Source organism: Methyloparacoccus sp. NF-16 (assembly GCF_056880625.1).
On the sequence record NZ_CP174130.1, the window covers coordinates 1,034,568 to 1,058,352 of the forward strand.

The 23,785-nt window shown below is 65.0% G+C and carries 23 protein-coding genes and 1 CRISPR repeat array (1 of these 24 running past the window's edge); of the genes, 7 read left to right on the forward strand and 16 right to left on the reverse strand.

The window, feature by feature from the left end; translation table 11 throughout:
* A CRISPR array of direct repeats spans nt 1-1,306; the repeat unit is 37 nt; unit sequence GTTTCAATCCACTCCCGGCGGTTAAGCCGGGAGATAC (it extends 2,332 nt beyond the left edge of the window).
* A gap of 187 nt (nt 1,307-1,493) precedes the next feature.
* The 7 genes from cas2 to cas3 all read right to left on the reverse strand — a co-directional run bounded on the left by cas2 (nt 1,494) and on the right by cas3 (nt 9,276).
* Nucleotides 1,494-1,784, reverse strand: a complete 291-nt coding sequence (gene cas2, locus ACH5N8_RS05050; RefSeq protein ID WP_483282750.1) for a CRISPR-associated endonuclease Cas2 — start codon at nt 1,782-1,784, stop codon at nt 1,494-1,496.
* A gap of 15 nt (nt 1,785-1,799) precedes the next feature.
* Nucleotides 1,800-2,834, reverse strand: a complete 1,035-nt coding sequence (cas1c, locus tag ACH5N8_RS05055) for a type I-C CRISPR-associated endonuclease Cas1c (RefSeq protein WP_483282751.1) — start codon at nt 2,832-2,834, stop codon at nt 1,800-1,802.
* The gene (gene cas4, locus ACH5N8_RS05060; protein WP_483282752.1) at nt 2,831-3,475 is read right to left on the reverse strand and encodes a CRISPR-associated protein Cas4; all 645 of its coding nucleotides are present in this window, start codon (nt 3,473-3,475) and stop codon (nt 2,831-2,833) included. The genes cas1c and cas4 overlap by 4 nt, the downstream gene beginning before the upstream one ends.
* 149 nt (nt 3,476-3,624) lie before the next feature.
* Nucleotides 3,625-4,509: a type I-C CRISPR-associated protein Cas7/Csd2 gene (gene cas7c, locus ACH5N8_RS05065; RefSeq protein WP_483282753.1), complete on the reverse strand. Its 885-nt coding sequence runs from the start codon at nt 4,507-4,509 to the stop codon at nt 3,625-3,627.
* Nucleotides 4,510-4,564: 55 nt separating this feature from the next.
* A complete protein-coding gene (cas8c, locus tag ACH5N8_RS05070; RefSeq protein ID WP_483282754.1) occupies nt 4,565-6,361 on the reverse strand; it encodes a type I-C CRISPR-associated protein Cas8c/Csd1 in 1,797 nt (598 codons plus the stop codon).
* The gene (gene cas5c, locus ACH5N8_RS05075; protein WP_483282755.1) at nt 6,358-7,023 is read right to left on the reverse strand and encodes a type I-C CRISPR-associated protein Cas5c; all 666 of its coding nucleotides are present in this window, start codon (nt 7,021-7,023) and stop codon (nt 6,358-6,360) included. The genes cas8c and cas5c overlap by 4 nt, the downstream gene beginning before the upstream one ends.
* Nucleotides 7,024-7,032: 9 nt before the next feature.
* A complete protein-coding gene (gene cas3, locus ACH5N8_RS05080; RefSeq protein ID WP_483282756.1) occupies nt 7,033-9,276 on the reverse strand; it encodes a CRISPR-associated helicase Cas3' in 2,244 nt (747 codons plus the stop codon).
* Nucleotides 9,277-9,636: 360 nt separating this feature from the next.
* On the opposite strand from cas3, the gene ACH5N8_RS05085 reads away from it, so the two are divergent.
* Both ACH5N8_RS05085 and ACH5N8_RS05090 read left to right on the forward strand, forming a co-directional pair.
* The gene (locus tag ACH5N8_RS05085; RefSeq protein WP_483282757.1) at nt 9,637-10,998 is read left to right on the forward strand and encodes a lipase family protein; all 1,362 of its coding nucleotides are present in this window, start codon (nt 9,637-9,639) and stop codon (nt 10,996-10,998) included.
* 120 nt (nt 10,999-11,118) lie between these two features.
* A complete protein-coding gene (locus ACH5N8_RS05090) occupies nt 11,119-12,324 on the forward strand; it encodes an STAS domain-containing protein (RefSeq protein ID WP_483282758.1) in 1,206 nt (401 codons plus the stop codon).
* Between the two features lie 72 nt (nt 12,325-12,396).
* Here ACH5N8_RS05090 and soxZ read toward each other — a convergent pair whose 3' ends face one another.
* Nucleotides 12,397-12,723, reverse strand: a complete 327-nt coding sequence (gene soxZ / locus ACH5N8_RS05095; RefSeq protein WP_483282759.1) for a thiosulfate oxidation carrier complex protein SoxZ — start codon at nt 12,721-12,723, stop codon at nt 12,397-12,399.
* Between the two features lie 47 nt (nt 12,724-12,770).
* On the opposite strand from soxZ, the gene ACH5N8_RS05100 reads away from it, so the two are divergent.
* Nucleotides 12,771-13,259 carry a thiosulfate oxidation carrier protein SoxY gene (locus ACH5N8_RS05100; protein WP_483282760.1) on the forward strand — a complete coding sequence of 163 codons (489 nt, stop codon included), beginning with the start codon at nt 12,771-12,773 and terminating at the stop codon, nt 13,257-13,259.
* Nucleotides 13,260-13,301: 42 nt separating this feature from the next.
* Here ACH5N8_RS05100 and ACH5N8_RS05105 read toward each other — a convergent pair whose 3' ends face one another.
* Genes ACH5N8_RS05105 through ACH5N8_RS05135 form a run of 7 tightly spaced genes read right to left on the reverse strand, consistent with a single transcriptional unit; the run spans nt 13,302 to nt 20,001 of the window.
* Nucleotides 13,302-15,329, reverse strand: coding sequence for a transglutaminase TgpA family protein (locus ACH5N8_RS05105; protein WP_483282761.1), 2,028 nt, complete (start codon nt 15,327-15,329; stop codon nt 13,302-13,304).
* Nucleotides 15,326-16,324, reverse strand: coding sequence for a DUF58 domain-containing protein (locus ACH5N8_RS05110; protein WP_483282762.1), 999 nt, complete (start codon nt 16,322-16,324; stop codon nt 15,326-15,328). Before ACH5N8_RS05110 ends, ACH5N8_RS05105 begins: the two co-directional genes overlap by 4 nt.
* The gene (locus ACH5N8_RS05115) at nt 16,324-17,244 is read right to left on the reverse strand and encodes an AAA family ATPase (protein WP_460028286.1); all 921 of its coding nucleotides are present in this window, start codon (nt 17,242-17,244) and stop codon (nt 16,324-16,326) included. Before ACH5N8_RS05115 ends, ACH5N8_RS05110 begins: the two co-directional genes overlap by 1 nt.
* Before the next feature lie 40 nt (nt 17,245-17,284).
* Nucleotides 17,285-18,025, reverse strand: a complete 741-nt coding sequence (locus ACH5N8_RS05120) for an S-methyl-5'-thioinosine phosphorylase (protein ID WP_483282763.1) — start codon at nt 18,023-18,025, stop codon at nt 17,285-17,287.
* A 34-nt stretch (nt 18,026-18,059) separates the two neighbouring features.
* On the reverse strand, nt 18,060-18,611 hold the full coding sequence (locus ACH5N8_RS05125) for a hypoxanthine-guanine phosphoribosyltransferase (protein WP_483282764.1): 552 nt from the start codon (nt 18,609-18,611) through the stop codon (nt 18,060-18,062).
* Nucleotides 18,612-18,617: 6 nt separating this feature from the next.
* Entirely contained in the window at nt 18,618-19,637 is a 1,020-nt protein-coding gene (nagZ, locus tag ACH5N8_RS05130) for a beta-N-acetylhexosaminidase (protein ID WP_483282765.1), read from the reverse strand.
* 52 nt (nt 19,638-19,689) lie between these two features.
* Entirely contained in the window at nt 19,690-20,001 is a 312-nt protein-coding gene (locus ACH5N8_RS05135; RefSeq protein ID WP_460028290.1) for a DUF1244 domain-containing protein, read from the reverse strand.
* Between the two features lie 202 nt (nt 20,002-20,203).
* Here ACH5N8_RS05135 and ACH5N8_RS05140 point away from each other — a divergent pair, with 202 nt between their 5' ends.
* From ACH5N8_RS05140 to ACH5N8_RS05155, 4 genes are read left to right on the forward strand one after another with little or no spacing between them, the layout of a single operon-like run.
* Nucleotides 20,204-20,749: a septation protein A gene (locus ACH5N8_RS05140; RefSeq protein ID WP_483282766.1), complete on the forward strand. Its 546-nt coding sequence runs from the start codon at nt 20,204-20,206 to the stop codon at nt 20,747-20,749.
* A gap of 2 nt (nt 20,750-20,751) precedes the next feature.
* Entirely contained in the window at nt 20,752-21,054 is a 303-nt protein-coding gene (locus ACH5N8_RS05145) for a YciI family protein (RefSeq protein ID WP_460028292.1), read from the forward strand.
* A complete protein-coding gene (locus ACH5N8_RS05150) occupies nt 21,051-21,326 on the forward strand; it encodes a BolA family protein (protein ID WP_460028293.1) in 276 nt (91 codons plus the stop codon). The genes ACH5N8_RS05145 and ACH5N8_RS05150 overlap by 4 nt, the downstream gene beginning before the upstream one ends.
* A gap of 21 nt (nt 21,327-21,347) precedes the next feature.
* Nucleotides 21,348-22,616 (forward strand): peptidylprolyl isomerase, encoded by a 1,269-nt coding sequence (locus ACH5N8_RS05155; RefSeq protein ID WP_483282767.1) that lies wholly within the window; start codon nt 21,348-21,350, stop codon nt 22,614-22,616.
* Between the two features lie 69 nt (nt 22,617-22,685).
* Here ACH5N8_RS05155 and ACH5N8_RS05160 read toward each other — a convergent pair whose 3' ends face one another.
* Nucleotides 22,686-23,783 (reverse strand): PA0069 family radical SAM protein, encoded by a 1,098-nt coding sequence (locus tag ACH5N8_RS05160; RefSeq protein ID WP_483282768.1) that lies wholly within the window; start codon nt 23,781-23,783, stop codon nt 22,686-22,688.
* Nucleotides 23,784-23,785 lie beyond the last annotated feature (2 nt).

Genomic DNA, 23,785 nt, shown 5'->3' on the forward strand with positions numbered 1-23,785 from the left:
AGCCGGGAGATACGTCGACGCCGTCACCATCGGTGACATCGAGATCAAGTTTCAATCCACTCCCGGCGGTTAAGCCGGGAGATACGGTGAGCCGCTGGGTGCATCAAACCGAACAACGCGGTTTCAATCCACTCCCGGCGGTTAAGCCGGGAGATACGAACGATTCCTCGACATCTCGCTGGATAATGTTTTGTTTCAATCCACTCCCGGCGGTTAAGCCGGGAGATACCTTCCTTGCCGTCACGGGATACCAGCGTGCCGAAGTTTCAATCCACTCCCGGCGGTTAAGCCGGGAGATACCAACTGGCGGGTCAGCGGTAATATCGACGTAATACAAGTTTCAATCCACTCCCGGCGGTTAAGCCGGGAGATACCTTCCTTGCCGTCACGGGATACCAGCGTGCCGAAGTTTCAATCCACTCCCGGCGGTTAAGCCGGGAGATGCCCGTATGACGCCCTCCTGCGGGCCTGCGCCACCGCGTTTCAATCCACTCCCGGCGGTTAAGCCGGGAGATACCAGAAGAGGGAGAGCAAATTAAGCGGAAACTGGATGTTTCAATCCACTCCCGGCGGTTAAGCCGGGAGATACCCGCCTCGGCCGCCCGCCATTGATCCACAGCAGGTTTCAATCCACTCCCGGCGGTTAAGCCGGGAGATACAGCTGGCCGAGGTAGTCCACGACTATCTACTGAAGTTTCAATCCACTCCCGGCGGTTAAGCCGGGAGATACCTTGCTCAGCTTGAGCGAGTAGCGGTCATAAGGCTCGTTTCAATCCACTCCCGGCGGTTAAGCCGGGAGATACCACACTGGCCGAAGCCATGGCGAAATATCAAAAGGTTTCAATCCACTCCCGGCGGTTAAGCCGGGAGATACCAAGGGCACGGGCTGGCCCGATGGGCGCTGGACGGGTTTCAATCCACTCCCGGCGGTTAAGCCGGGAGATACAGATGAGGAGTCTGAAATGGACACATTTACGCTAGTTTCAATCCACTCCCGGCGGTTAAGCCGGGAGATACAATGCCGTCACGAATGCCTCCGAGCACAAGAACGGGTTTCAATCCACTCCCGGCGGTTAAGCCGGGAGATACAGGATCCCTGCCGGGTGGTATCGCACTTGATGGCGTTTCAATCCACTCCCGGCGGTTAAGCCGGGAGATACTTTCCCGCTGGGGCCATGGCGATTCGCCTCGACCAGTTTCAATCCACTCCCGGCGGTTAAGCCGGGAGATACCTGTCTGACAGCCGGACATCATATCCGGCCATGGGCGGTTTCAATCCACTCCCGGCGGTTAAGCCGGGAGATACTGCCTTTCAGCAGCTGTATGATAAAACGAAAATTTTTGAGCACATAGCGCGGACCTCGGGCCGAGTGGATGGCCAAGGCTCACCAAGGGGGCGGGGGTAGGCGGAAAGGCAATATCGATCAATGGGTTATCAAGAGCGCGAAACTCTCGACATCTGCCGATGGCTTGGGGTCCGCGCAACTTGAGGATCATACGATCAGGGTGTCGTTGAAGTCGATGGAGTGGAAGTGCCCGAACTCCATCACATGCTTGTCCAGGGGTTCGGGAATTCGGTAGATTCTCAGGTTGTCCTCGGTCTTGTCTATTGCTGCGAGCAATTCGCATTTCAATGTTTCGAGCTGGGCTTGGTTGACCCGGCACTCGAATACGGATTTTTGCACTCGTTGTCCATGGTTCAGGCAGATTTTTGCAATTCGACGCAACCGTCTTTGGCCTCCGGCCGTTTCGGTTGATACATCGTAAGATACCAGTACCAGCATGCGTATACTACCTCTTTAACGATGCAGGTAAGGCACATAGTGTGTCACGTCGTGACGTAGGTAACGGGCCAGCAAGCGCGCTTGCCAGTGGGGCAATAGGCCAATTGGTAAGGTCTGTTTCAGAACCGGATGGCTAATTTCCTCCTGTTTACGCGCCTGATAGCTGGTGATGACCGTTTTACGGCCCTCGTCATTGAGCAAAACTGCTCCGCCTTCCCGCTCGTCGAAATCTCCCGCTTGCAGTTGTGCCCGGTTGATCAGGGTCAGTGCTAGCCGGTCACCCAGCGGTGCACGGAATTCCTCCATCAGGTCAAGCGCCAAGGCTGGACGACCGGGACGTACGGCATGTAGAAATCCGAGTTGCGGATCAAGTCCCACGGCTTCCAGGGCGGCGCGGCAATCGCTGAGTATCAGCGCGTAGAGAAATGAAATCAGCGCATTGAAGCGATCGCGCGGTGGGCGTCGGCTGCGACCGTCGAAAGGGAAATCGGTGCGCGTCTGTGGTTTGATGATCCTGGGTAGAGCCTCGAAATACAGGCGGGCGGCATCGCCTTCCAGTCCTCGCAGGGTATCAAGGTCTGGAGCTTGCGGGAGTTTCCTTACCTGGATGGCGAGCAATTTGGCGGTGTGCGCTAGTACTTCCCGGTCGTCAGGCCGGTCAGCTTCTCGCGCCCCACGCATTAGCACCTGACGGCTGTTACGCAGTTTTCCGGCAAGTAACGCGCGGGCCATGATCAAGGTTTGAGCGCTATCTTCCGCGGCACGAAACTGCGCTTGCCGCAGCAGGATATTGCCGTTTACCGGCCCTTCCAGGCGTGCCCTGAATTTCCCCGAGCGGTCCATCCATACCACGGAGCGGCCATCTTCGGCACAGCGTCCCAGCAAGGCTGGGCTGAGCATCACATGATCGAACAGTACGAAGGCCGCAAGGTGGTGCAACGGCACCTGCAGTCGTTTATTGTCCCCGATCATCACGCATACGGTTTCACCCTCCAGGCGCAGGTAGGCCTCAGGTGTGGTGACGTAGAGAGTGTTCTGCAATAGGGTCATTGGCGATCCTCTTCCGGCTCGGATTCCGGCTCAAACAGGGATTCGGCGAGACTGTCGAGCCGGTCGGCGGATAGGAGCATCTGCGGTTGGCAGGTTTCCGCCAGCGAGCAACCCCGGCAGCGCTCAGGATCGCTCGCCGGGGGTGGTAACTTCCCTCTATCCAGCATGGCTCTGACTTCGACGATGAGTCTTTCAACTATGGCCCTCAACTCGGGTGTAATTGGCAAGACACGTCGTCGCCGCGAACTGTGATGAAAGATTATCCCCTCGGGGATCTGCTTGCCGGTCATCTCCTCAAGGCATAGGGCTTGCGCTACCACCTGAATGTCATCATGAGTTTTCTGCCGCCGTGGGCCATGCTTGTATTCCACTGGCCGGGGAGTGCCATCCGGCAGGAATTCCACGATGTCGGCCTTGCCGGTCAATCCCAAACGATCACTGAAAAGGGGCAAAGCTTGCTCAATCCGTACACCTTTTTCGCAACGGGTATCAGGCTTGTCCACACGCTCATGTACCCGTTGGCCACGTAGAGTGAAGAGATTGTCTGTGAATGTTTGTTCTTGGTGGATCAGCGCACATTGCCGGGGACAGTAGCTGTAATGCTGGAGGGCCGATAGCGGAATGCAGGTCTGTTCGTTCATACGCAGGGCGTTTGTGGGCCTGGGGCCGATTGATCAGGACACCGCGTGTCAGAGCCATGTCCCAGCCACCATCGTTTGATGGTGGCTGGGGTTATCCATCATGCTGGTCTTCCTTCAATTCAGGCCCTTTCCTCGGGCTTGATTCCTCACTAACGAATCAGCAGCTCGACACCGGGAAAGGCCTGGAGCTTGCCGGCTGAGGGAGACTCGACACAGTAGTCGTCGTAACCTCTCGGTATCTCGACCTTTGGACGGACATGAATGAGATCGAAGAGTGCGTGGGCGGGTGCGTTGCCCAGTTCGGAGTCGTGCTTGAAGACATACAGGCCCCGCGTGGCCATTTCACCCCTGGCGGCGGAGCGGTCGTGCTCGAACATGTTGGCGAGCGCATCCCAGAGCAGCGTGAGGTCTTCCTCATTGAAGCCGGTTTGCTTGGCCAGGAAGGCGGATACGAAGCCATGGGCCATGTAGAGGCCATAGGGTACGGTGTGTTTGCGGCCCATGGTGCGGTTGTCGCCCTCCTGCTTCTCGGCCTCTGCCTCGGTGGCGACGGCCATGCGGGTGATGGAATGTTCCTGGGCGATGATGGGGTCGATGGAACGGGCGAAGGTCAGTTGAACCGGGCCGCGCACCTGGCCGCAGTTGACGCCGGTGGACATGACCGCGCCGAAGGTGCGCACATCAAAGAAATTCTTGCACATCCAGTCGCGCGCCTTGCTCACGGTGTCACCGCCGCCCTTGCGCTTCTTGTCCTCGCCCTTCAGGGCGTCTTCGGCGCCGATGGCAATGTAGGCGCGCTCATGGGTTTTGTTCAGGATCGCCTTCTCCTTCACGTAGATTTCATGAGGCGGCTGCTCGCCCTTCACCAGGCCGACGAAGTTGCGCACCTTGCGTTTCAGGGCCACGTCGGTTACCAAGCCATGGCCGCTTTCCGCATCCAGGCGCGGCAGGTTGCCGGCGTCCGGGTCGCCGTTGGGGTTGCCGTCGCGGACATCAAACAGAAGAACAAAGTCGTATCGGTTGCTGATCGTCATTTCCATTCCCTCGTGTAGTTGGATCACCATTGGGTTTGCCGTCATTTACGTCGTTTCAATCCGCTCCGGGTTTGTCCTCCCGCGAGAAAAATGCTTGCCGCTGATGGTAGTAGCCGAGGGCGAAACGGGCTTGGTCCTGCAAGGCAAGGTGGCGTGGAGGGAAGGTGCCGGCGTTGAAGCCGTCCATGATTTCGCCCACCAGCCGCTCACGCACAACTGCGAGGCCTTGGGATAGCTTCCCGAGATGGTGTTTTTCCAATCTCAGCAAAGTGGAAAAGACCGCAGCCGGCGTACTGGAGGCGGCGCCGTAGTAGCGGTCCCGAATCGTGGCATTGAGTTTTCCAGCGCCGCCAGCCGCATCCTCCTGGATGCGCTCAAGGGTGGCGAAAAGTCGGCCGAGCAGGTAGCCGGGGTTGGTATTTGAAGGGTCGAGCATGGTTTGGTACTCCCTTTCATTGGTGTTGCGATAACGGATGGTTCTGTTGAGGCTGGCCTTGATGGCTGCAGCACGGGCGTAACTGACGTTGGGGATTGGTTTCCCGTTCTGGTCTTTTCTGGCCTGTTCAGCTTTGCAGCGCTGTACCGCCAGATTGAGCATCGGCGCGGGGTAGGGCAAGCCTTCCAAAATGGCGCGCATGATCCCGCCGCCCAGATTGGGCGGGATGTTGTCTGCCTTGTTCAGCACGGCCAGCCCGGTCAGCAGACGGAACAGCGACAGGTGCTCGGGCTCGTAAGGGGCGTGGACGATTCCGATGTCCTCGAAGTGCAGCCGGATGCGCCGGGCAAGCTCGATGGCGGGAGCCGTTTCCCAGAAGCGGATGGCGATGCGCGCCGCGTTGGGGGCCAGTCCGAGGACATGGAAACGGGTGTCGGCGTCGCCCTTGCTGAACTTGCCCGATTGCACGGCGGCATAGAGCGTCCGCAGGGCGTCGGTGCCGCGCGCCGGGTCGTCGCGCATCACCTCGCCGAACAGGTCCTCCATCTCGTGTGCTTCTTCCGCCCAGAACACGGTGGAAGTATCGCCCACCTGCATGCGTTGGCGGGAGTCCTTGGCGAGCAGGTGGTTGAGGGCAGTGGTGTAGGCAAAGGCGGCCGGTTTGCCAACTGGTGAGGTAAACCCCTGCTGTTTGCCATACGAGGCAAATGATGGGGTTTGCCCGCTGTTGTTGCCACTTTCGTTTTTGTTGTTGATGGACACAATGTTGGCCCCGGAGGTCTGGGCACCCCATACCCCTTTGATGGCGGGGTGCAGGCGTTCGATGGCGGCGGGGTCGCCGCTCACCAGGCAGATGCCGTCCGCTTGCGCGTCGTCTTCGGTGGCCGCCGTAGCGGCGATCACGGCCGGGCGCTGGCAGACCAGCCCCAGGTCGCCATGGAGGCGGAAGCTCAGCACCGGGTTACCGGCCTGGATGTCCGGCCAGGCCGGCATGGCCTCCAGCTGCGACTTGTCCGGCCCATCCAGGAAGGCCAGCACGGCGCATACGCCGGCGTCGTTTCCGGCGGCTTCAGGCAAGGCCTCGATACGGGCACGAAAGGCGCTGTGCTGTTCTGCCACCCGTTCTGGTTTCCCCCGCGTGTCGACGCCGAGGACGTATTCGGCGGTATCCCACAGCAGGTTGGCGGCGACCCCGGAGGTCTTCTTGACCCCCTGGGGCACCAGGAAGCGTTGCCCGGTCTTCTTCTTGCCCTCGCCGGAGCGGGTGTCGGTCAGATTGATGAGATCCCCGGCCGCGTCGATCTCCAGGATGAAGGGGATCTCCTTCTCCTCCAGCCCGAACGCCGGGAGCCGGCCGGCCGGGTCGGGATCGGCCTGCTTGCGGCGGTAGTAGTCGTTCAGTGCCTGCAGAATCATCCCCGTACCTCCCCGCTATCCCAGGCCGGCACCTCGACCACGCCCCGGTTTAGCGCGGCGCGGAAGAATCGTGGCTGGGGATCGTTGGGCTTCGTGAAATCCAGGCCGTGGAGCATGAAACCAAGATCGCGGGTTTCATCGATGGGGACTGATTCGTCATCGGCATCGGTTACCAGCCGGAAGGCGGCGGCGAATTCGCGGCAACCCAGGTAGGGCTGGTTCACGCATTGCCCCTTGCCGGCGCGGCGCTCAAACATCTCGTGATACTTCGTGGCGGAGGCCTCAGAGTCGCGCTCGCGCAGGAATTCCAGATCGGCGTGGACGCGGTAGGCGACGTCACGCAGGAACAGGCCGGCACGCTGCTGGCGGTCGTCCTCGATGTAGAGCGCCAGGTCTCCCGTGCCGTTCCTCATCGCAGTTTCCACGTTGCGGGTCGACATCACCGAGGCCACCTCGTTGCGTCGCAGGTTGATCCAGCGGACGGGCTTGAGGACCTCGATTTTGCGAACATGCCAGCGGATGGCGGGTTTCCACAGGATGGCTTCGAAACAGGCCCGCGCCGCAGAAGGTGTCATCACGTCGTAGCTGACGCGTTCGACCTTCATCTCGGGTCGGGTGAAGCAGGCCCAGGGGCCGGAGAGTTCAAGGCAATAGCGCTTCATGTGCCTCCTTCATGCGATGACGCTTGTCGGTGTGGGGGGCGTACCGTTTGGGTTGAGCCCGAGATCGGGGTGGTAGAGCCAGTCGCTGACCTGCAGACAAAGCCCAGGTATGGCCTCTTCGATATCACCTTGCTTCAGCAGCCTGTCTGCGTCGCGGCGATGAACGTTCACCGTGTAACGTTGCAACTTGCGCATCAGCCAGCGTTGCGGGCCATCCTTGCGCAGGGTGGCGATCCATTTTTCGACGTCACTGCCCGCGCCGCGATAGAGGACCACGACAGGAATGCTGTCCTCATCCTGGATCAGCCGGAACCGCTCGCCGGCGGTGCGGAAATTGACCGCGAGGGTCTGGCTATCGACCTTGAGCAGTTCGGCGATGTGTCGCTCGTCCAGATTGCAGGTATGGTAGAGGCGCTCGAAGTATCGGCCGAACAGACTACGCTCAAGCGGGTTGCCGGGACGGTCATGCAGCACGCTCCGACAGGCATCCTCGCCTTTGCGCAGCAGGCCGGGGGGCGCGGGTTTGGGGGCTACGAAGACGACAACCTTGCCCTTGTCGAGTTTGCCCTCCCGGTTGCAGCGCCCGGCTGCCTGGGCGATGGAGTCGAGGCCGGCCAGTGCCCGGTAGACCACTGGGAAATCCACATCCACGCCGGCCTCGACCAGTTGGGTGCTGATGACCCGCGTCGGGGTGCCGGCCTTCAGCCGAGCCTTGATGTAGGAAATCACCTGCGAGCGGTGGGCGCCGCACATCAAGGCGGACAGGTGCAGGGTGCCTTCCGGCAGGCATTTCCAGAGTTCGCGGGCATCCTGCCGGCGGTTGACAATGGCCAGGACGGATTCGTGGCCGACCAGTTCTTGCGCCAGAGTGGGCCAATCGGTGGGCGTGTGCCAATCGTCGGGCAGGCGGATGTTCACGCGTTCGAGCCGGCGGTAGAGATCATCCGGGTCGTCAACGATCTCGCGCACATTGTCCAGGCCGCGCAGGTTCTGCCTGGCATCGAAGTATTCACGCGTGGCCAGGGCCGGCTGGGTGGCGGTGGAGAGCACGACCGTGGCGCCGTAATGCGCGGTGAGCAGCTTGAGTACGTCGAGGATGGGCTGCAAGAATTCCGGCGGCAGCAATTGCGCCTCGTCCAGCACCACGACGCTGTCGACGATGTTGTGCAGCTTGCGGCAGCGCGAGGTTTTCGCGGCGAACAGCGATTCGAAGAACTGCACGTTGGTGGTGACGACGATGGGCGCATCCCAGTTCTCGCAGGCCAGTCGACTCTGGTTGGTTTCCCTGGCTGGATCGACTTCGGCGTTACTGTGGTGCTCGATGACGGCCTCGCCGAAGATGCTGCGAAAGATGTCGGCAGTCTGTTCGATGATGCTGGTGTAGGGGATGACGTAGATGATCCGCCGCTTGCCGTGGGCCCTGGCATGCTCTAGGGCGAAGGCCATGCTGGACAGGGTTTTGCCGCCGCCGGTAGGCACGGTGAGGGAGAATAGGCCGGGCGCCTCCTGGGCCTTGGCCTGGCATTGGCGGAGGATGACCGCGCGCAGGCGGTTGACCTCGGTAGGTGGGGCCTTCGCCAATAGATCGGACAGGTATTGATTGAACAGTGGCAGAAGCGCCTGGAGTGCCGGTTGATCCTTGCGCAACTCGAACCGTTCCGGGTTCATATAACGCTCGGTATCGAGAAAATCGGCATCCACCAGTGCAGAGAACAGCATGCGCAGCCAGAGCGCGAAACCGTCCTTGCCGCCCGGTATGGCTTTCAGGTTGAGGTCGAAACCGGCGCTCTCCAGCAATTCGGCCGGCGGCTGGGCAGCCAGGGCCTCATCGAGTTCCTGCCGGCTGTTCGGCAGGTTCAGCCGGTATTCCAGGCTGTCGTTTTCGGAGTTCCAGTCGTACAGGCCGGCATGGTGGCCGGCGATCAGGTAAGCCAACACCCGCCCGGCGGTCTGGAAACGATCACACGCCAGGAGGGCGCCCGCGGTGGAGTGGGGCGCTTTGCCGGCTTCTCCCTTGATGTGGGCATCGGCTTCGAAACCGCTGACGAGACGGATGTAGTTTTGGAAACGTTGCCGAAACTTGCCGAGGTCATGCCAGAGGCCGGCGAGGTGTGCCCAGTCGGCTCCGGATTTCCGGGCGAAGTGGGCGGCCAGCGCCGCCACGCCGGTGAGATGTTCGACGAGGTCGTGCGGTTCCCGCCAGTTGCCATCGGCATCCTTGGAGGCATGGGCGATGGGGCTATTGTTCGGCATGACATTCTCTCCGCACGTTAAGAGCCGCTATTGGTCCGGGCTTGCACAAGGGCTTTCTGGAACCGATTTCCAGCTGCCCCGAGCAACAAGCCCTCACCCAACTGCTGGCCTCGGATACGACAGCAATGTCCCGTGTCGTGTCCGTTTCCCCTGATGTCGCGCCAGCACCGGCAGGCGTCGTGTGCTTGCCGGGTAGCATTTGGTGCCTGCCGATCAGGGCAGTCCTGCGCGACAGGCGCATTGTTCAGGCTTCCCCCGGGAACAAAAGTCCAATACCCTTGGATGATGGGGGCTGCCCCATCTTTTTATAAGAAAAATCGTTTCATTGCCATGAGAGCATCAATGATAGGGAAGGTCCGCTTGACGCAACTCGTTTTCCTGGCGCTGCTGGGCCTTGCATGCACGCAAGGCTTTGCCGCCGGGTGTGATCCGAGCAACCGGCTGGACCTGACGCAAACCACCTTCCTGCTCAATTTCCTGGCAAACAGCACCGCCAATCCCCGTGGCACGGCGCAGCAGTTGGCTGATTTTGAGTACGGGGTGGTCGTCGATGGGAACATGGACAGCCCATTGAATAACTGGACCGCGCCCGGACTCATCAAGACACTGGGCTGCCAGCTCGTTGGGGGAGACTGGAAGCTGGCCTGGGGGCCTGGCGTTTATGAAATCCTTCCCCTCTCGGGCAAGGCTGACAATACCGCCTACGTTGTCTACAGTCCGTCCCTGGATACCTACATCCTGGCGATAGCCGGCACCGATGCGACGGCGATCCTGGATTGGCTGGTGGAGGATCTCGAGGTCGGCCCCAACAGCCTGGTCAACTGGCCCTACCCGGCCAGCCAACCCCCCGTCACAGCGCCCAGGAATCCCGGCATGCCGCAGATTTCGCTGGGTACCGCAAAGGGACTCTACTATCTGCTCAACCAGCTGGTCCAGGCAGCCAAAACTCCACAGCCGGGCGTCAGTCTCGGTCAGTACCTCCGTCAGCTGCAAAGCAAATCTGCCCAGACGAAGCTGATCGTGACCGGGCACAGCCTCGGCGGCGCCTTGGCGCCGACGGTCGCCAACTGGGCGCGGCTAACCCTCGCCCGGGGAACCGCTTGGCGCGGCAGCATTTATGCCATGCCGACAGCAGGCCCGACACCTGGCAACAAGACCTATGCAAAAGCCTGGGATCGGGCCTTCCCCAGGACCGCTGTTCCGACCCATCCAGGAAACCATGTCCAGTATCTCAACAGCCTGGTCTACAACGGCTGGGATCTCGTTCCCCACGCGTGGAACCGGATATCGACCGTGTTGCCATGGAATCCCGCCGGCTATTATTTCTGGGATTGGACGGGCCTCGATTTATTCAACCCGAAAGCCGGGTCGTACAGCATAAGCTCGCAGCTGGGTCAGCTTCAGCTACCGGCCAACAAACTATCAAAATCATTCCTCGCAGCCGTGAGCCTGGCCAAGCTCGCCGGCGCCAACGCGCAGATGGGCGCATCGTCTCAGCGAATCGAGCTTCCGGGTACCTGGCCGATGTCGATCATCAAGAATGATGAGGTCTGCTCATACCCCGGCCCTGGCCCCGTACCGATCCCGTCGCTTGGGCCTTTCCTGGAGGCGCTGGGCCAGATCCACATTTGGGGATACGGGGCGGGCTTCGGTATTCCCATCGAGACGTTCGCAAGCGTCAAGGCCAGGAATGTAGTCAAAAGCGGAAATTGCCAGAACTGATCAGGTTTGCTGTGGACGGGGGCCTGACAGCCGGTTTCCAGGCGGTCGGTCGGGCCGCCATGCATCCGGTTTGCACGCCTGCCCCATACCCCCCACCCCGCATCGAATGAGACCCAAGACATGAGCGGTGACCTCGCAGCCTCGATATTGACGGTAAGGATCCCTCCACGCCTGGATGTGAACACGGCTCCAGCCCTGGAGCAGACGCTCGAGCTGGCCGGTGTGCGCGAACTGATACTTGATTTCGATGCGTGCGAATATGTCTCCAGCGCTGGCATCCGCATGATCCTCAAGGCTTTCCAGCGCCTGTCCAGGGTCGGCGGCGCCATGGTGGTCAAGAATGTGGCCGGGGAGGTGTATGGGATATTCGATATATCGGGCCTTGCCCAGATGATTCCCCTGGAAAGAAAGCTGCGGGAAATTTCTCTCGATGGGCTGGAGCCCCTGTCAGCCGGTGTCTGCGGGGAATGCTTCCGCCTGGACGAGGAGACTGTCGTCAAGCTCTACCGGGAGGGGGTCGACCCGTCCATTGCCGTGCAGGAAAAGCGACATGCCAGGGCGGCTTTTGTCATGGGCATACCGACCGCCATTTCCTACGAGCTTGTCGTTTGCGGCACGCGGACAGGGGTGGTTTTTGAAATGCTGGAGGCCGAGCTTTTCAGCTCGGTCATTCGCAACGATGTGGCGAATCTGGACCTTCACGCCAGGACGCTGGCCGAGGTCATGAAGAGGCTTCATGCGGCCAAGGGCGATCCCGCGGTGCTGCCCGACATGAAGGCCCGCTTCCGGGGCTATATTGAGCAGATCGGCGGGTATTTGAGCGACCAGGAAAGCCGGTTCCTCCTGGAAAGGCTGGAGGCCATTCCTGAGGCGGACACCTGCGTTCACTTCGATCTGCACAGCAGCAACATCATGATCCGGGAGGGTGAGCCGGTCATCATTGACATGGGCGACCTGTCCATTGGCAGCTATCTCTTTGACGTCGGGTTGATGTATACCATCTATGGCATACCGGAATTTGGCTTCAGCGAGCTGGCGACGCAGATTTCCGCTGATACCGGTCTCGAATTCTGGCGCTGCTTCGAGCGCCATTTTTTCGAGGACAGAAGCGCGGAAGAGTATGCCTTCTTCGATGAAAACCGGTATTTTCTCGCGTCCCTGAGGGTCATCTATACGATCACCTTCCTGCCGCAGGTCAGGGAGAATTTCGTCAGAATCCTCAAGGAAAGCCTGCTTCCCAGGATGATGGATAGCCAGCCACCCGCCTCGGGCGACTGTCCCGCCGCACGGAGGCTTCACGCCCACCCTCGGCCGGCTCCCGAGTAGCCTGCTGCCGGTTGCCGCCGGCCCGGCCCGGGGCAGTCGTCATCCGTGCACGCGCTGCCACGGCGGTGCCCATCAGCCGTCCCCCGCCTCGCCGATTCGGGCCTCGGCGCTGGCGTGCTGTCCCAGATTGTCGACCCAGGCGATGCGGATCAGGTCGCCGGGCCGGGCGTTGCCCAGGCGGAAGGCGAAGTAGGGGTTGCGCGAGACGGCGGTGGACAGCAGCCCGTGCACGGCCGGCCGGCCGTTGTGTTCGACGGTCAGTTCGGTGATGTAGTGGGCGGGCACCGGGCGGCCGGTCTGTTCGTCCGGACGGCGCCCCGTTTCCATGGGGTGCTCGATCAGCAGACGAACCAGCGTCTTGTCGCCTTGCGGTTTGGTGCGTATTTTGATGCCGGTCATGCGATGAATCCCCGAATCCGGATGGCCTGCAAGCTTAGCCCCCGACCATGAGCGACTCAACCCGACGGGATTCCCCCGCCTGCCTTGTCCATCGCCGGCATGTGCTGCGCCTGCTGGGCGGGTTCGGCCTGCTGCTGCCGCTGCGAACGCTGGCCCGTGCCGGCGGCCGGACGGTGCCGCCACCCGCACCGGCGGCCGGGGACTTCCGCCTGGCGCTCGCCACCGCCTTGCAGGGCCACGGCTGGACCGCCAGCGATCAGGTGTTGCTGGAGGTTCCGCTGCTGGCGGAAAACGGCGCCATCGTCCCGCTGACCGTCGAGAGCCGGTTGCCGGATACCCGGCGCCTGCTGGTCTTCGCCGAGCGGAACCCCGGTCCGCTGCTGGCGGAATTCCAGCTGGAAGCCGGCGCCGATCCGTGGCTGTCGCTGCGGGTCAAGCTCAACGGCTCCGGTCCGCTGCTGGCCATCGCCGAGTCGGGCGGGCGCTACTACGGCACCCAGGTCGAGGTCAAGGTGATGGTGGGCGGCTGCGGCTGAGCCGCTTGCATCGGGGTCGGCGGCGGCCGGGCCGGGTTGTGGCTATTCGCCGGCCAGCCAGCGTTTCATGCGATGCGCGATGGCCCGCCGGCGCAGGCGGGCCAGCAACTGCCGCATCGTCCTCAGCAGCGCCTTGCGTTCGCCTTCATCGGGCGCCCCGGCATACAGCCAGCCGGCATAGCGCGCGCTGAGCTCGCCGAAGCCGGCCGCCTCGGGGGCTCCCGCTGCCCCCATCCGGCGGGCAAAGCCCATGGGGGTCTCCGTCGGGGCGCGGGGCCAGCCGAGTGTTCCGTACAGCTGGCACAGGCGGCGGTAACGGATGGTCAGCGGGTCGGTGCGCGGGTGTTCGCGGTCGCGTCGCCGGAGCCAGAGCAGGAAGCCGGCCAGCGTCAGGCCGAGACCCCCGGTGAAGACCGACAGCAGACCCCAGACCGTATCCAGCCGTAGCCGTTGCAGCAGGGACTGCCGGCGGTCGTTGTCGTAGCCGAGAATCCAGCGCCCGACCAGGTAATCCAGATGGTCGAGCTTGATGCGCAGCAGCCCGAGCAGCGATTGCCGGCCCGACACCCGCCGCCCCAGCAGCGTTGCGAAGGCCGGGCTGTCGGGGAACAGTTCGGCGAAGCCCCGTTCGACCCGCTCCGGTGCCACGACGGCGGTGGGGTCGACGCGCCACCAGCCCGAGTCGTCCCGCCAGATTTCGGCCCAGGCGTGGGCGTCGTACTGCCGCACCGTCACATAGCGCTCCTGGAGATTGCGCTGCCCGCCCTGATAGCCCATGACCACCCGCGCCGGAATGCCGGCGGCGCGCATGAGGAAAACGAAGGCGCCGGCGAAGTGCTCGCAGAAGCCGCGCCGGGTCTCGAACAGGAAGCCATCGACGCTGTCGTCGCCGAGCAGCGGCGGTTCCAGGGTGTAGACGAAGGACTGGTGATAGAGGCGCAGCGCCTGCTCGACGATGGCGTCGGCACTGGCGCCGTCGCGCCGCCAGCTCCGCCCCAGCGCCAAGGCGCGGGCGTTGCCCCGGACAGGCAGCCGCAGGTAGCGCTCCCGCTCGGCCGGGGTCAGCATTGGTGGCGGCGCGCCGGGCTCGGTCCAGACGTCGTAGCTGATGCGTTCGAACAGCGCCTGGCGGTAGCGGAACAGATGCTCGCCGTTGCCGGCGATGCGGTCGTCGGCCAGGCGCGCCCGGTCCAGGGTGAAGATCCAGCGATGTTCGTGCGGCTCCAGCACGATGCTGTAGGCCGGCGTTCCGGCCGGCCGTGGCGGCGTGCCGGTGTTGGCCCAGCGATAATGGCAGTCGCATGCGTTGCTCCAGCGACGGCCGTCGAAGGTATCCAGTACCGTGCCGCGCCAGTACAGTGTTGCCGCCGGGGGAATGCCGCCGGGAAAGCCGGCCCGGAAGGCCAGTTCGGCCGAGCGCGCCGGCCGGCTGAAATCGCCCGGGCTCATGTCCTCGCCCATGCCGATCCTGGCTTCCGGCTTGTGCAGGGGCAGGGACCACAGCGGCGGCAGCCGCGGCATGACGACGAACAGTAAGACCAGCAGCGGCAGGGCCAGTCCCAGGGTGGTGGCCGCCGTGCGCAGGGGGGCCAGCGGTTGTCTGGCCAGCTGGTGTGGGTCGGCATGGACGGCGGCCAGCGCCGCGACGATCAGGTGGACCTGCAACAGGGCCAGCAGGGTGGCGGCGAAATCCTGGCGATAGAGCAGGAAGGCCATCAGGGCCAGCAGCGCGATGTAAAGGAAGCGCTGGGCGCTGGCGGTGTGATAAAGCTCCAGCGATTTCAGCGACAGCCCGGCCATCAGCAGGGCGACATAGACATCCAGGCTGAGGCCGGAACGATAGGCCGCGGCGATGCCGGCACAGCTGGCCGCGACCAGCAGGGCCTTGACGGCGCGCCCGGGGAAGGCCAGCCGCCCGCGGTGGATCAGCAGCCGCCAGACGATGCAGCCGGCGCCGAGCAGGGACAGGCCAACGGGCAGGTCGCCGGCCAGCAGACCTGCCGCTGCCGCCAGCGCGGCCAGACAGTAGAGCAGGGCGGGGCGCGACAGCTGCGCCGCCGGCGCGCTCATGAAACCGGGCATTCCGCCAGCGCCCGCAGCACGGCGCGCAGATGCCCATCGCCCCGGTCCGGCTCGATGCGGGTGCCGGGCAGCCGCAGGCCGAAGGCCCGGCCCTCGGCGGTCAGGTCCAGCGCGTGCCGGCAGAGCCGCGACAGGCGTGTCTCCGGATCGGCCTCGCCGAGGGCGGCATAGTCCAGCCAGCGCTCGTCGCTCCGGTAATCCACCTGCTCGCGCACCAGCAGGCCATGTCCCGCGGCCTGGTGCTTCCAGGAAATTCGCGCCAGCGGATCGCCGCGGACGTAGCCGCGCAGGCCGAGGAAATCGTCGCTGCCGGCGATCGGCTGGCCGCGGTCCTTGCTGCCGGTGCCGCCGGGGGCGGACGGTATTTCGCCGTCCAGGGGGCGCGGGTACACCAGCAGCTCGATGTCGAGGTCCAGCCAGGTCCAGCAGCGGATCAGGCCGTAGGGATACACCGACTGCACGCGCAGGCGGCCCGGCCGCTGGCGGCCACGCCGGTGGGTGGGAAACGCGACGGCGGTCCGCAGCGGCTGTCCCGCGGCCATCGAGACCCGGGTGGCGGGCGCCTCGGCGAAGCCCAGCGCCAGTTGCTGCCGTGGACGGCTGGCGTCGAGTTCGAGCAGGCACAGGGCCGTGTCGCCGGCGAACACCGGTTCGGTTGCGATGTGGCGCAGGCTCAGCCCGCTCAGGTTGGCGAAGGTCTGATGAAGGGTCACGAACAGCAGCGCCAGCAGCAGGAAGCACAGGGCCAGCACCAGATTGTTCTGGAAGTTGGTGGCGCCGATCCAGATCAGGGCCGCGGTCAGCAGGTAACCCCCGCCTTGGCGGGATGGCAGGACGAACAGGTTCCGCTGGTTCAGGCGGATTTCGCGGCCGGGCGGGATGCGGCGGTTCAGCCAGCGCTGGAGCCGGGCCCGCCAGGCCTGTCGGAGTCCGTCGGGCAGCCGGACCCGGGCGGGTTTCCGGGTGGCGTCGGCGGCCAGCATCAGCCGAGCACGTCGACGTGCTCCAGGAGGGTCCGCGCCGGATCGGCCGGGCCGCCGCCGCGCATCTGCTGGCGCAGCCGGTGCGAGACCACCGGCGCGAGAACCGCCTGTACATCCTCCGGCAGCAGGTGCGTGCGGGCATGGAGCAGCGCCCAGGCGCGGGCTGTCTGCACCAGGCCGACGGCCGCCCGCGGCGACAGCCCCCACTGGAAGCGCCCGGAATGGCGGCTGAAGTCGACCAGCCGCTGCACGTAGTCGAGCACGCTGGCGGAGGCGTGGATGCCTGGCACGCACGCCTGCAGATCGGCCCACTCGCCAGGGCTGACGACGGCCTCCAGCGTGGTCAGCGTCGCGCGGGGGTTGAGCCCTTCCAGCAGGCGGCGCTCGGTGCCGGCGTCGGGAAAGCCCAGCGACAGCTGCATGAGGAAGCGGTCGAGCTGGGATTCCGGCAACGGATAGGTGCCGGCCTGGTGCAGGGGGTTCTGGGTGGCGATGACGAAGAACGGCTCCGGCAGCCGATGGGTCTCGCCGTCGATGCTGACCTGGTGCTCCTCCATCGCCTCCAGCAGGGCGCTCTGGGTCTTCGGCGAACTGCGGTTGATCTCGTCGGCCAGCAGCAGCTGGGTGAAGACCGGGCCGGGATGCAGGCGGAACTGCTGCTTGCCGGGCTCGTAGATGCGCGCGCCGAGGATGTCGGCGGGCAGCAGGTCGCTGGTGAACTGGACGCGGGTGTAGGCCAGGCCCAGCGCCGCCGCCAGGGCATGGGCGAAGGTCGTCTTGCCCATGCCGGGCAGATCCTCGATGAGGAGATGCCCGCGCGCCAGCATGCAGGCCAACGCCAGGCGGATCGGTTCGTCCTTGCCCAGCAGCACCCGGCCGACGGCCGCGGCGATGCGTTCCGCGGCCGGGTTCAGGGCCATGCGCGCGGTGCCGGAAGGCCGGAGCGGCGGCCGGGCGGGCTCAGGCCGGCAGCCCGTGTCGCAGCAGGCAGGCAAGGTCCGCCATGCCGCGCTCCAGGTTGGCCTCGATCTCGGCCAGGGTGATCTCGCCCGGCTGCTTGCCCGCCGCCCAGTTGGCGACGACCGCGCAGCAGGCGTACTCCAGGTTCTGCTCGCGGGCCAGGGCGGCTTCCGGCATGCCGGTCATGCCGACCAGGTCGCAGCCGTCGCGCGCCATGCGGGCGATCTCGGCGGCGGTTTCCAGGCGCGGCCCCTGGGTGCAGCCATAGACGCCGCCATCGACCAGGTCGAGACCGGCCTTGCGGCCCGCCTCCAGCAGCCATGCCCGCAGACCGGGCGAGTAGGGCGCGGAAAAGTCGATATGCGTGACGGCCCGCAGGTTGTCCTCGAAGAAGGTCTGCGCGCGGCCGTAGCTGTAGTCGATCAGCTGGTCCGGGACCACCAGGCGGGCCGGCGCCATGCGCGAGGTGATGCCGCCGACCGCGGCCACGGCCAGGATCCGGCTGGCGCCCGCGGTCTTCAGCGCCCAGATGTTGGCACGGTAGTTCACCTTGTGGGGCGGGATGATGTGCGGATCGCCGTGCCGGGCCAGGAACACGACTTCCCGCCCGTACAGGCGGCCGAAGACCAGGTCCGCCGAGGGGTCGCCGTAGGGTGTGGTCAGGCATTCGCGCTCCTCGACGGTGAAGTGCTCCAGCCGGGCAAGGCCGGTGCCTCCGATGATGGCGATGAGGTTGGACATGGATGGATTCCCGGCTTGCTTGCCCTTGGCGGTTTCAGTAGACGGTGCGGCAGGCGTAGATGCCTGGCCAGTTGCGCAGATGGTTCTTGTAGTCCAGCCCGTAGCCGAACAGGTAGCGGTTCTCCGCCGTCAGTCCGACGAAGTCGGGGCGGCAGGGCTTGTCGCGGCCGATCAGCTTGTCGACCAGCACGGCGGTGAGTACCCGGCCGGCACCGGCTGCCTCGCAGTAGCGGACGATTTCCGCCAGGGTCAGCCCCTCGTCGAGAATGTCGTCGATCACCAGCACGGTCCGCCCGCTCAGCGGCAGGGCCGGCGTCAGCGTCCAGCGCATGGCCGAGCCCCGGGTCTCGCCCTGGTAGCGGCCGGCCTTGATGGAATCGAGTTCCAGCGGGAAGTCCAGTTGCAGCAGCAGTTCGCCAGCAAAGAAGATGCCACCGTTCAGGACGGTGAGGACGACAGGATGGCTGTCCGTCAGCGCGGCACCGATCTCCCGCGCCAGCCGGGCGATGGCGGTGCCAATCTGCTCCCGGTCGTACAGACAGTCCGCTTCCGCGATGACGCGGCGGATTTCCTCGTTGATATCCATGGTGATTCAGGTTTCGTTGAGCGCGGCCACGCGGGCCGAAACGGCATGCCATTCCGGACTGGCCAGGAGGGCCGCGCGGTCCAGGGGGAAGCGGCCGCGCATGCGCGCCAGCCGGGTGGCGCGGGCGGAATCGCCGGGCAGGCCGGCCAGGGCTTCGAGCACCTCGGCGGCGGCGCCGGGCGCGTTGCACACCAGTACCATGTCGCAGCCTGCCGCCAGCGCCAGCCGGGCGCGGTCGACCGCATCGCCGGCATAGGCCGCGCCGGCCATCGAAAGGTCGTCGCTGAAGACGGCGCCGGCAAAGCCCAGGCGGGTGCGCAGGACGTCCTGGATCCAGTAGCACGAGAAGCCGGCCGGGTGCGCGTCGATCCGCTCGTAGATGACATGCGCCGGCATGACGCCTTCGAGTCCTGCGGCGATCAGGGCGGCGAACGGCCTGAGATCGCGCGCCTCGATGGCGGCGAGCGGTCGCCGGTCCACCGGCAGGGCCAGGTGCGAATCCTCGGCCACGCTGCCATGCCCCGGAAAATGCTTGCCCACCGCCGCCATGCCGGCACGGCGCATGCCGCGTGCGAAGGCGGTGGCCAGCCGGACCACCGTCTCCGGCTCCTGCCCGAAGGCACGGTCGCCGATGACCTGGCTGATGCCGCACTCCACGTCCAGCACCGGGGCGAAGCTGAAGTCGATGTCGAGGGCGCGCAGCTCCGCCGCCATCAGCCAGCCGGCCTGCTCCGCCAGTTCCGGATCGTGGGCCAGCGCATAGCGGGCTGCCGGCGGCAGGCGGGTGAAGCCGTCGCGGAACCGCTGCACCCGGCCGCCTTCGTGGTCGACGGCGATCAGGAGGGCGGGGTTGGCGTCGCGGATCGCGGTTACCAGCTCCATCAGCTGGGCGGGTGACTCGAAGTTGCGGCGGAACAGGATCAGCCCGCCGGTGGCGGGATGGCGGAGGCGCTGCCGCTCCTCGTCGCTGAGGGACAGGCCCTCGACGTCGAGCATGACCGGGCCGGGCATCGGGTGCTGGGACATGACGCGCTGGTGCGAATGGAAAAGGTGACCGGCGGGCGGCGCGGGGCCGCCGCTATTGCTGCTGCTGTTCCTGGGCCTGCCGCCGCGCTTCGAAGGCGCGCAGCTGCTCGGGGGTGGCCTCGGCCTGGTGGCGGGACTTCCACTCCGCGTAGGGCATGCCGTAGACGATCTCCTGCGCCTCGGCATAGCCGAGCTCGAGACCCCGCTCGGCTGCGGCGGCGCTGTACCATTTGGCCAGGCAGTTGCGGCAGAAGTCGGCGAGGATCATGAGGTCGATGTTCTGCACCTCGGGGTGTTCGCGCAGGTGCCGGAGCAGGCGGCGGAAGGCGGCGGCTTCGAGTTCGGTCCGGGTTTGCGGGTCCATGGAATGGGTGGCGTGGGCTTGGCGGCGGCGGACAACCCGCTTGATGGCAAGCGAGCTGGGTTATAATGCGAAAAAGTATAGCGCAGTGTTACGGGCGTCCCGGGCATCCTTCCAGAACCCGCCCTTTCGCAGGGTCCTGCCGATCCGAGCCAATCCCCATCCCCACCCAAATTTCCCTGAATCAAGGGGCTTAATTCCCAGCATGAAATTACTGGTCGACTTTTTCCCGATCGTTCTGTTTTTTGCCGCCTACAAACTGGCCGATATCTACGTGGCGACCCTGGCGGCGATCGTCGGCGCGGTGCTGCAGGTCGCCTACACCTGGCTACGGACCCGCAAGGTCGAGACCATGCACCTGATATCCCTGGTGCTGATCCTGGTCTTCGGCGGCGCCACCTGGTTCCTGCGCGACCCGACCTTCATCAAGTGGAAGCCGACCGTGCTCAACTGGCTGTTCGCCATCGTCTTCCTGGGCAGCCAGTTCATCGGCCGGCAGCCCGTCATCCAGCGCATGCTGAGCGCCCAGATCGAACTGCCGGCGGAGATCTGGCGCCGGCTGAACCTTGCCTGGACCGCTTTCTTCATCGTCATCGGCGGCATCAACCTGTACGTGGCCTTCCATTTCGAGGAGAGCGTCTGGGTCAACTTCAAGCTGTTCGGCATGCTCGGCCTGACCGTGCTGTTCGTCCTGCTGCAATCGTTCTATCTGGCGCGGCACATGCCCGACGGCGCCACCGAGGAGAAGTGACCATGCTGTTCGCCATCGTGTGCGAGGATGCTCCCGGCAGCCTGCCGCTACGCCAGGCGACGCGCCCGGCCCACCTGGAACGCCTGGAGGCCTTGCAGGACGAGGGCCGGCTGGTGCTGGCGGGGCCTTTCCCGGCCATCGAGAGTACCGATCCCGGCGCGGCCGGCTTCACCGGCAGCCTGATCGTGGCCGAATTCGACAGCCTGGCCGCCGCGCAGGCGTGGGCCGGGCAGGATCCCTATCAACGGGCGGGCGTCTACGCGCGCGTCACCGTCAAACCCTTCAAGCAGGTATTTCCCCGATGACCGATCGTGTCGACAAGATCCGCGCGCTGCTCGAGGCGGCGCTGCAACCCCGTGAACTGGACCTCCATGACGACAGCGCCGCCCATGCCGGGCATGCGGGCGCGTTGCAGAGCGGCGGCGGCCACTTCTCCGTCTACATCGTGGCGGATGCCTTTGCCGGCAAGTCGCTGCTGCAGCGCCATCAGATGGTCTACCAGGCGCTGGGCGACCTGATGAGAACGGATATCCATGCCCTGATGATCAAGGCATTGACCCCGGAAGAACTGACCTAACCCTCAACCCAAGGAAACTGCATGAACAGATACTCCCTCGCTTCCGCCATCGCGCTGGCCTTGCTGGTGACTGGCTGTGACCAGACCGGCGATCCGGCCCAGAAGGCCCCGCCCGCCCCTAACCAGGCCCAGAAGGCACCAGCAGCAACCGCTGCCGATCAGGCCCAGAAGGCGCCTGCCGCACCCGAGGTCGTCGCTGTCGGTGAATCGGTGGCCATCGTCAACGGCAAGCCGATCAGCAAGGCCGCCTTCGAGATACTCGCCGAGGAAGTCAACGAGCGCCGCGGCGACAACAAGGTTCCCGACGACAAGATCGTCGAGGAGCTGATCAAGCGCGAACTGCTGAGCCAGGAGATCGCCGCGTCGGGCCTGCTCAGGGATCCCAAGTTCGCCGCCAAGATCGAGAACGCCCAGCGCATGCTGCTCTCCCAGGCGGCTGCCGAGGAGTTCATCGGCAAGGTGGAGGTATCGGACGAGGATCTGAAGAAGGAGTACGACCAGCGTGTCGGCCCGATGAAGAATACCGAGTACAAGGCCAAGCACATCCTGGTCGAGACCGAGCAGGAAGCCAAGGACATCATCGCCAAGCTCCAGAAAGGCGAGAAGTTCGATGTGCTGGCCAAGAAACTCTCCAAGGATCCCGGCTCCAAGGACCGTGGCGGTGATCTCGGCTGGTTCAGCCCGCAGCAGATGGTGCAGCCGTTCTCCGAGGCGGTGATGGCGCTCAAGAACGGCGAAACCACCCAGACCCCGGTACAGAGCCAGTTCGGCTGGCACGTCATTCAGCGCGAGGAATCGCGCGAGCAGGCGCCGCCGCCCTTCGACGCCGTCAAGGATCAGCTCAAGAGCATGATCCAGACCCAGAAGCTACAGCAGCACATCGCTGACCTGCAGACCAAGGCCAAGGTGGAGAACAAGCTGTCGGCCCAGCCTGCCGCTCCGGCTCCGGCCGCCAAGCCTGCCGCTCCGGCTCCGGCCGCCAAGCCTGCTGCCCCGGCCCAGCCTGCCGCTCCGGCTCCGGCCGCCAAGCCTGCTGCCCCGGCCCAGCCTGCCGCTCCGGCTCCGGCCGCCAAGCCTGCTGCCCCGGCCCAGCCTGCCGCTCCGGCTCCGGCCGCCAAGCCTGCTGCCCCGGCCCAGCCTGCCGCTCCGGCTCCGGCCGCCAAGCCTGCTGCCCCGGCCCAGCCTGCCGCTCCGGCTCCGGTTGCCAAGCCTGCGACGCCGGCGGAGAAGCCCGCTGCCCCGGCCGCCAAGCCGGCGGCTCCGGCTCAGCCGGCCACGTCCGCGCACTGAGCCGCACGGACCAGACCGCGAAAAAGCCGGGCACGTCCCGGCTTTTTCATGTGTGGGACCCGGGCATTCTCAGAACAGGCTCAGCTGTACCGGCCCCGAGGCTGGCACCCGAAAACGCGAGCTGTCGAGATCGGGGGTAGCGGGCTGCAGGCCCAGTCGGCGCATGGCCAGGCGGAAGCGCTGGCCGATCATGTCGGCATAGGCCCCGGAGCCCCGCTGCCGGCTGCCGAACTCGGCCCGGTAGATGCGCCCTCCGTGGCTGGCCCGGATCAGGTTCAGCACCTGTGTCCGGCGCTGCGGAGCATGGGCGACCAGCCACTCGTCGAACAGGGCGTGCAGTTCCAGCGGCAGGCGCAGCAGGCTGTAGCCGGCAGCGCTGGCGCCGGCCTCCGCGCCGGCGGCCAGCACGCGTTCGAGCTCGGCGTCGGTCAGGGCCGGGATCACCGGCGCCACCAGCACCGTCAACGGGATGCCGGCCGCGCTCAGGCGGCGCACCGTTTCCAGCCGCCGCGCCGGGGTGGCGGCACGGGGCTCCAGATGCCGTGCCAGCTCGCGATCCAGGGTGGTGATGGAGATCTGCACCTGAAGCAGCCGCTCCCGCGCCATGCCGGCCAGGATGTCGAGGTCGCGCTCGATCAGGCTGCCCTTGGTTGTCAGGCCGACCGGATGGCGGAAATCCCGTAGCACCTCGAGGATCGCGCGCGTCAGCCGCATGGTCCGCTCGATCGGCTGATAGGGGTCGGTATTGGCGCCCAGCGCGATCGGCGCCACGCGATAGCCGGGCCGGCCGAGCGTCTCGCGCAGCCTTGCGGCCGCGTCCGGTTTGGCGTGGAGCCGGCTCTCGAAATCCAGGCCCGGCGACAGTCCCAGCCAGGCATGGGTGGGGCGTGCGTAGCAATAGATGCAGCCATGTTCGCAGCCGCGATAGGGATTCACCGACTGCTCGAAGGGCAGGTCGGGGGAGGTGTTGCGGCTGATGATGCTGCGGGTCGTTTCCAGACTGACCGTTGTGCGCAGGGGCGCGCGCTCCTCGGGCCGCCAGCCGTCGTCGAGGGCTTCGCGGTGGGTTGCGGCGAAGCGGCAAGGGGGGTTGCCGAGGGCGCCGCGGCCCTTTGGCGATGGTGGTCGGCCAGGCGCGGGCGGGTCGCTCGGGGTGTCGGCGGTCATGG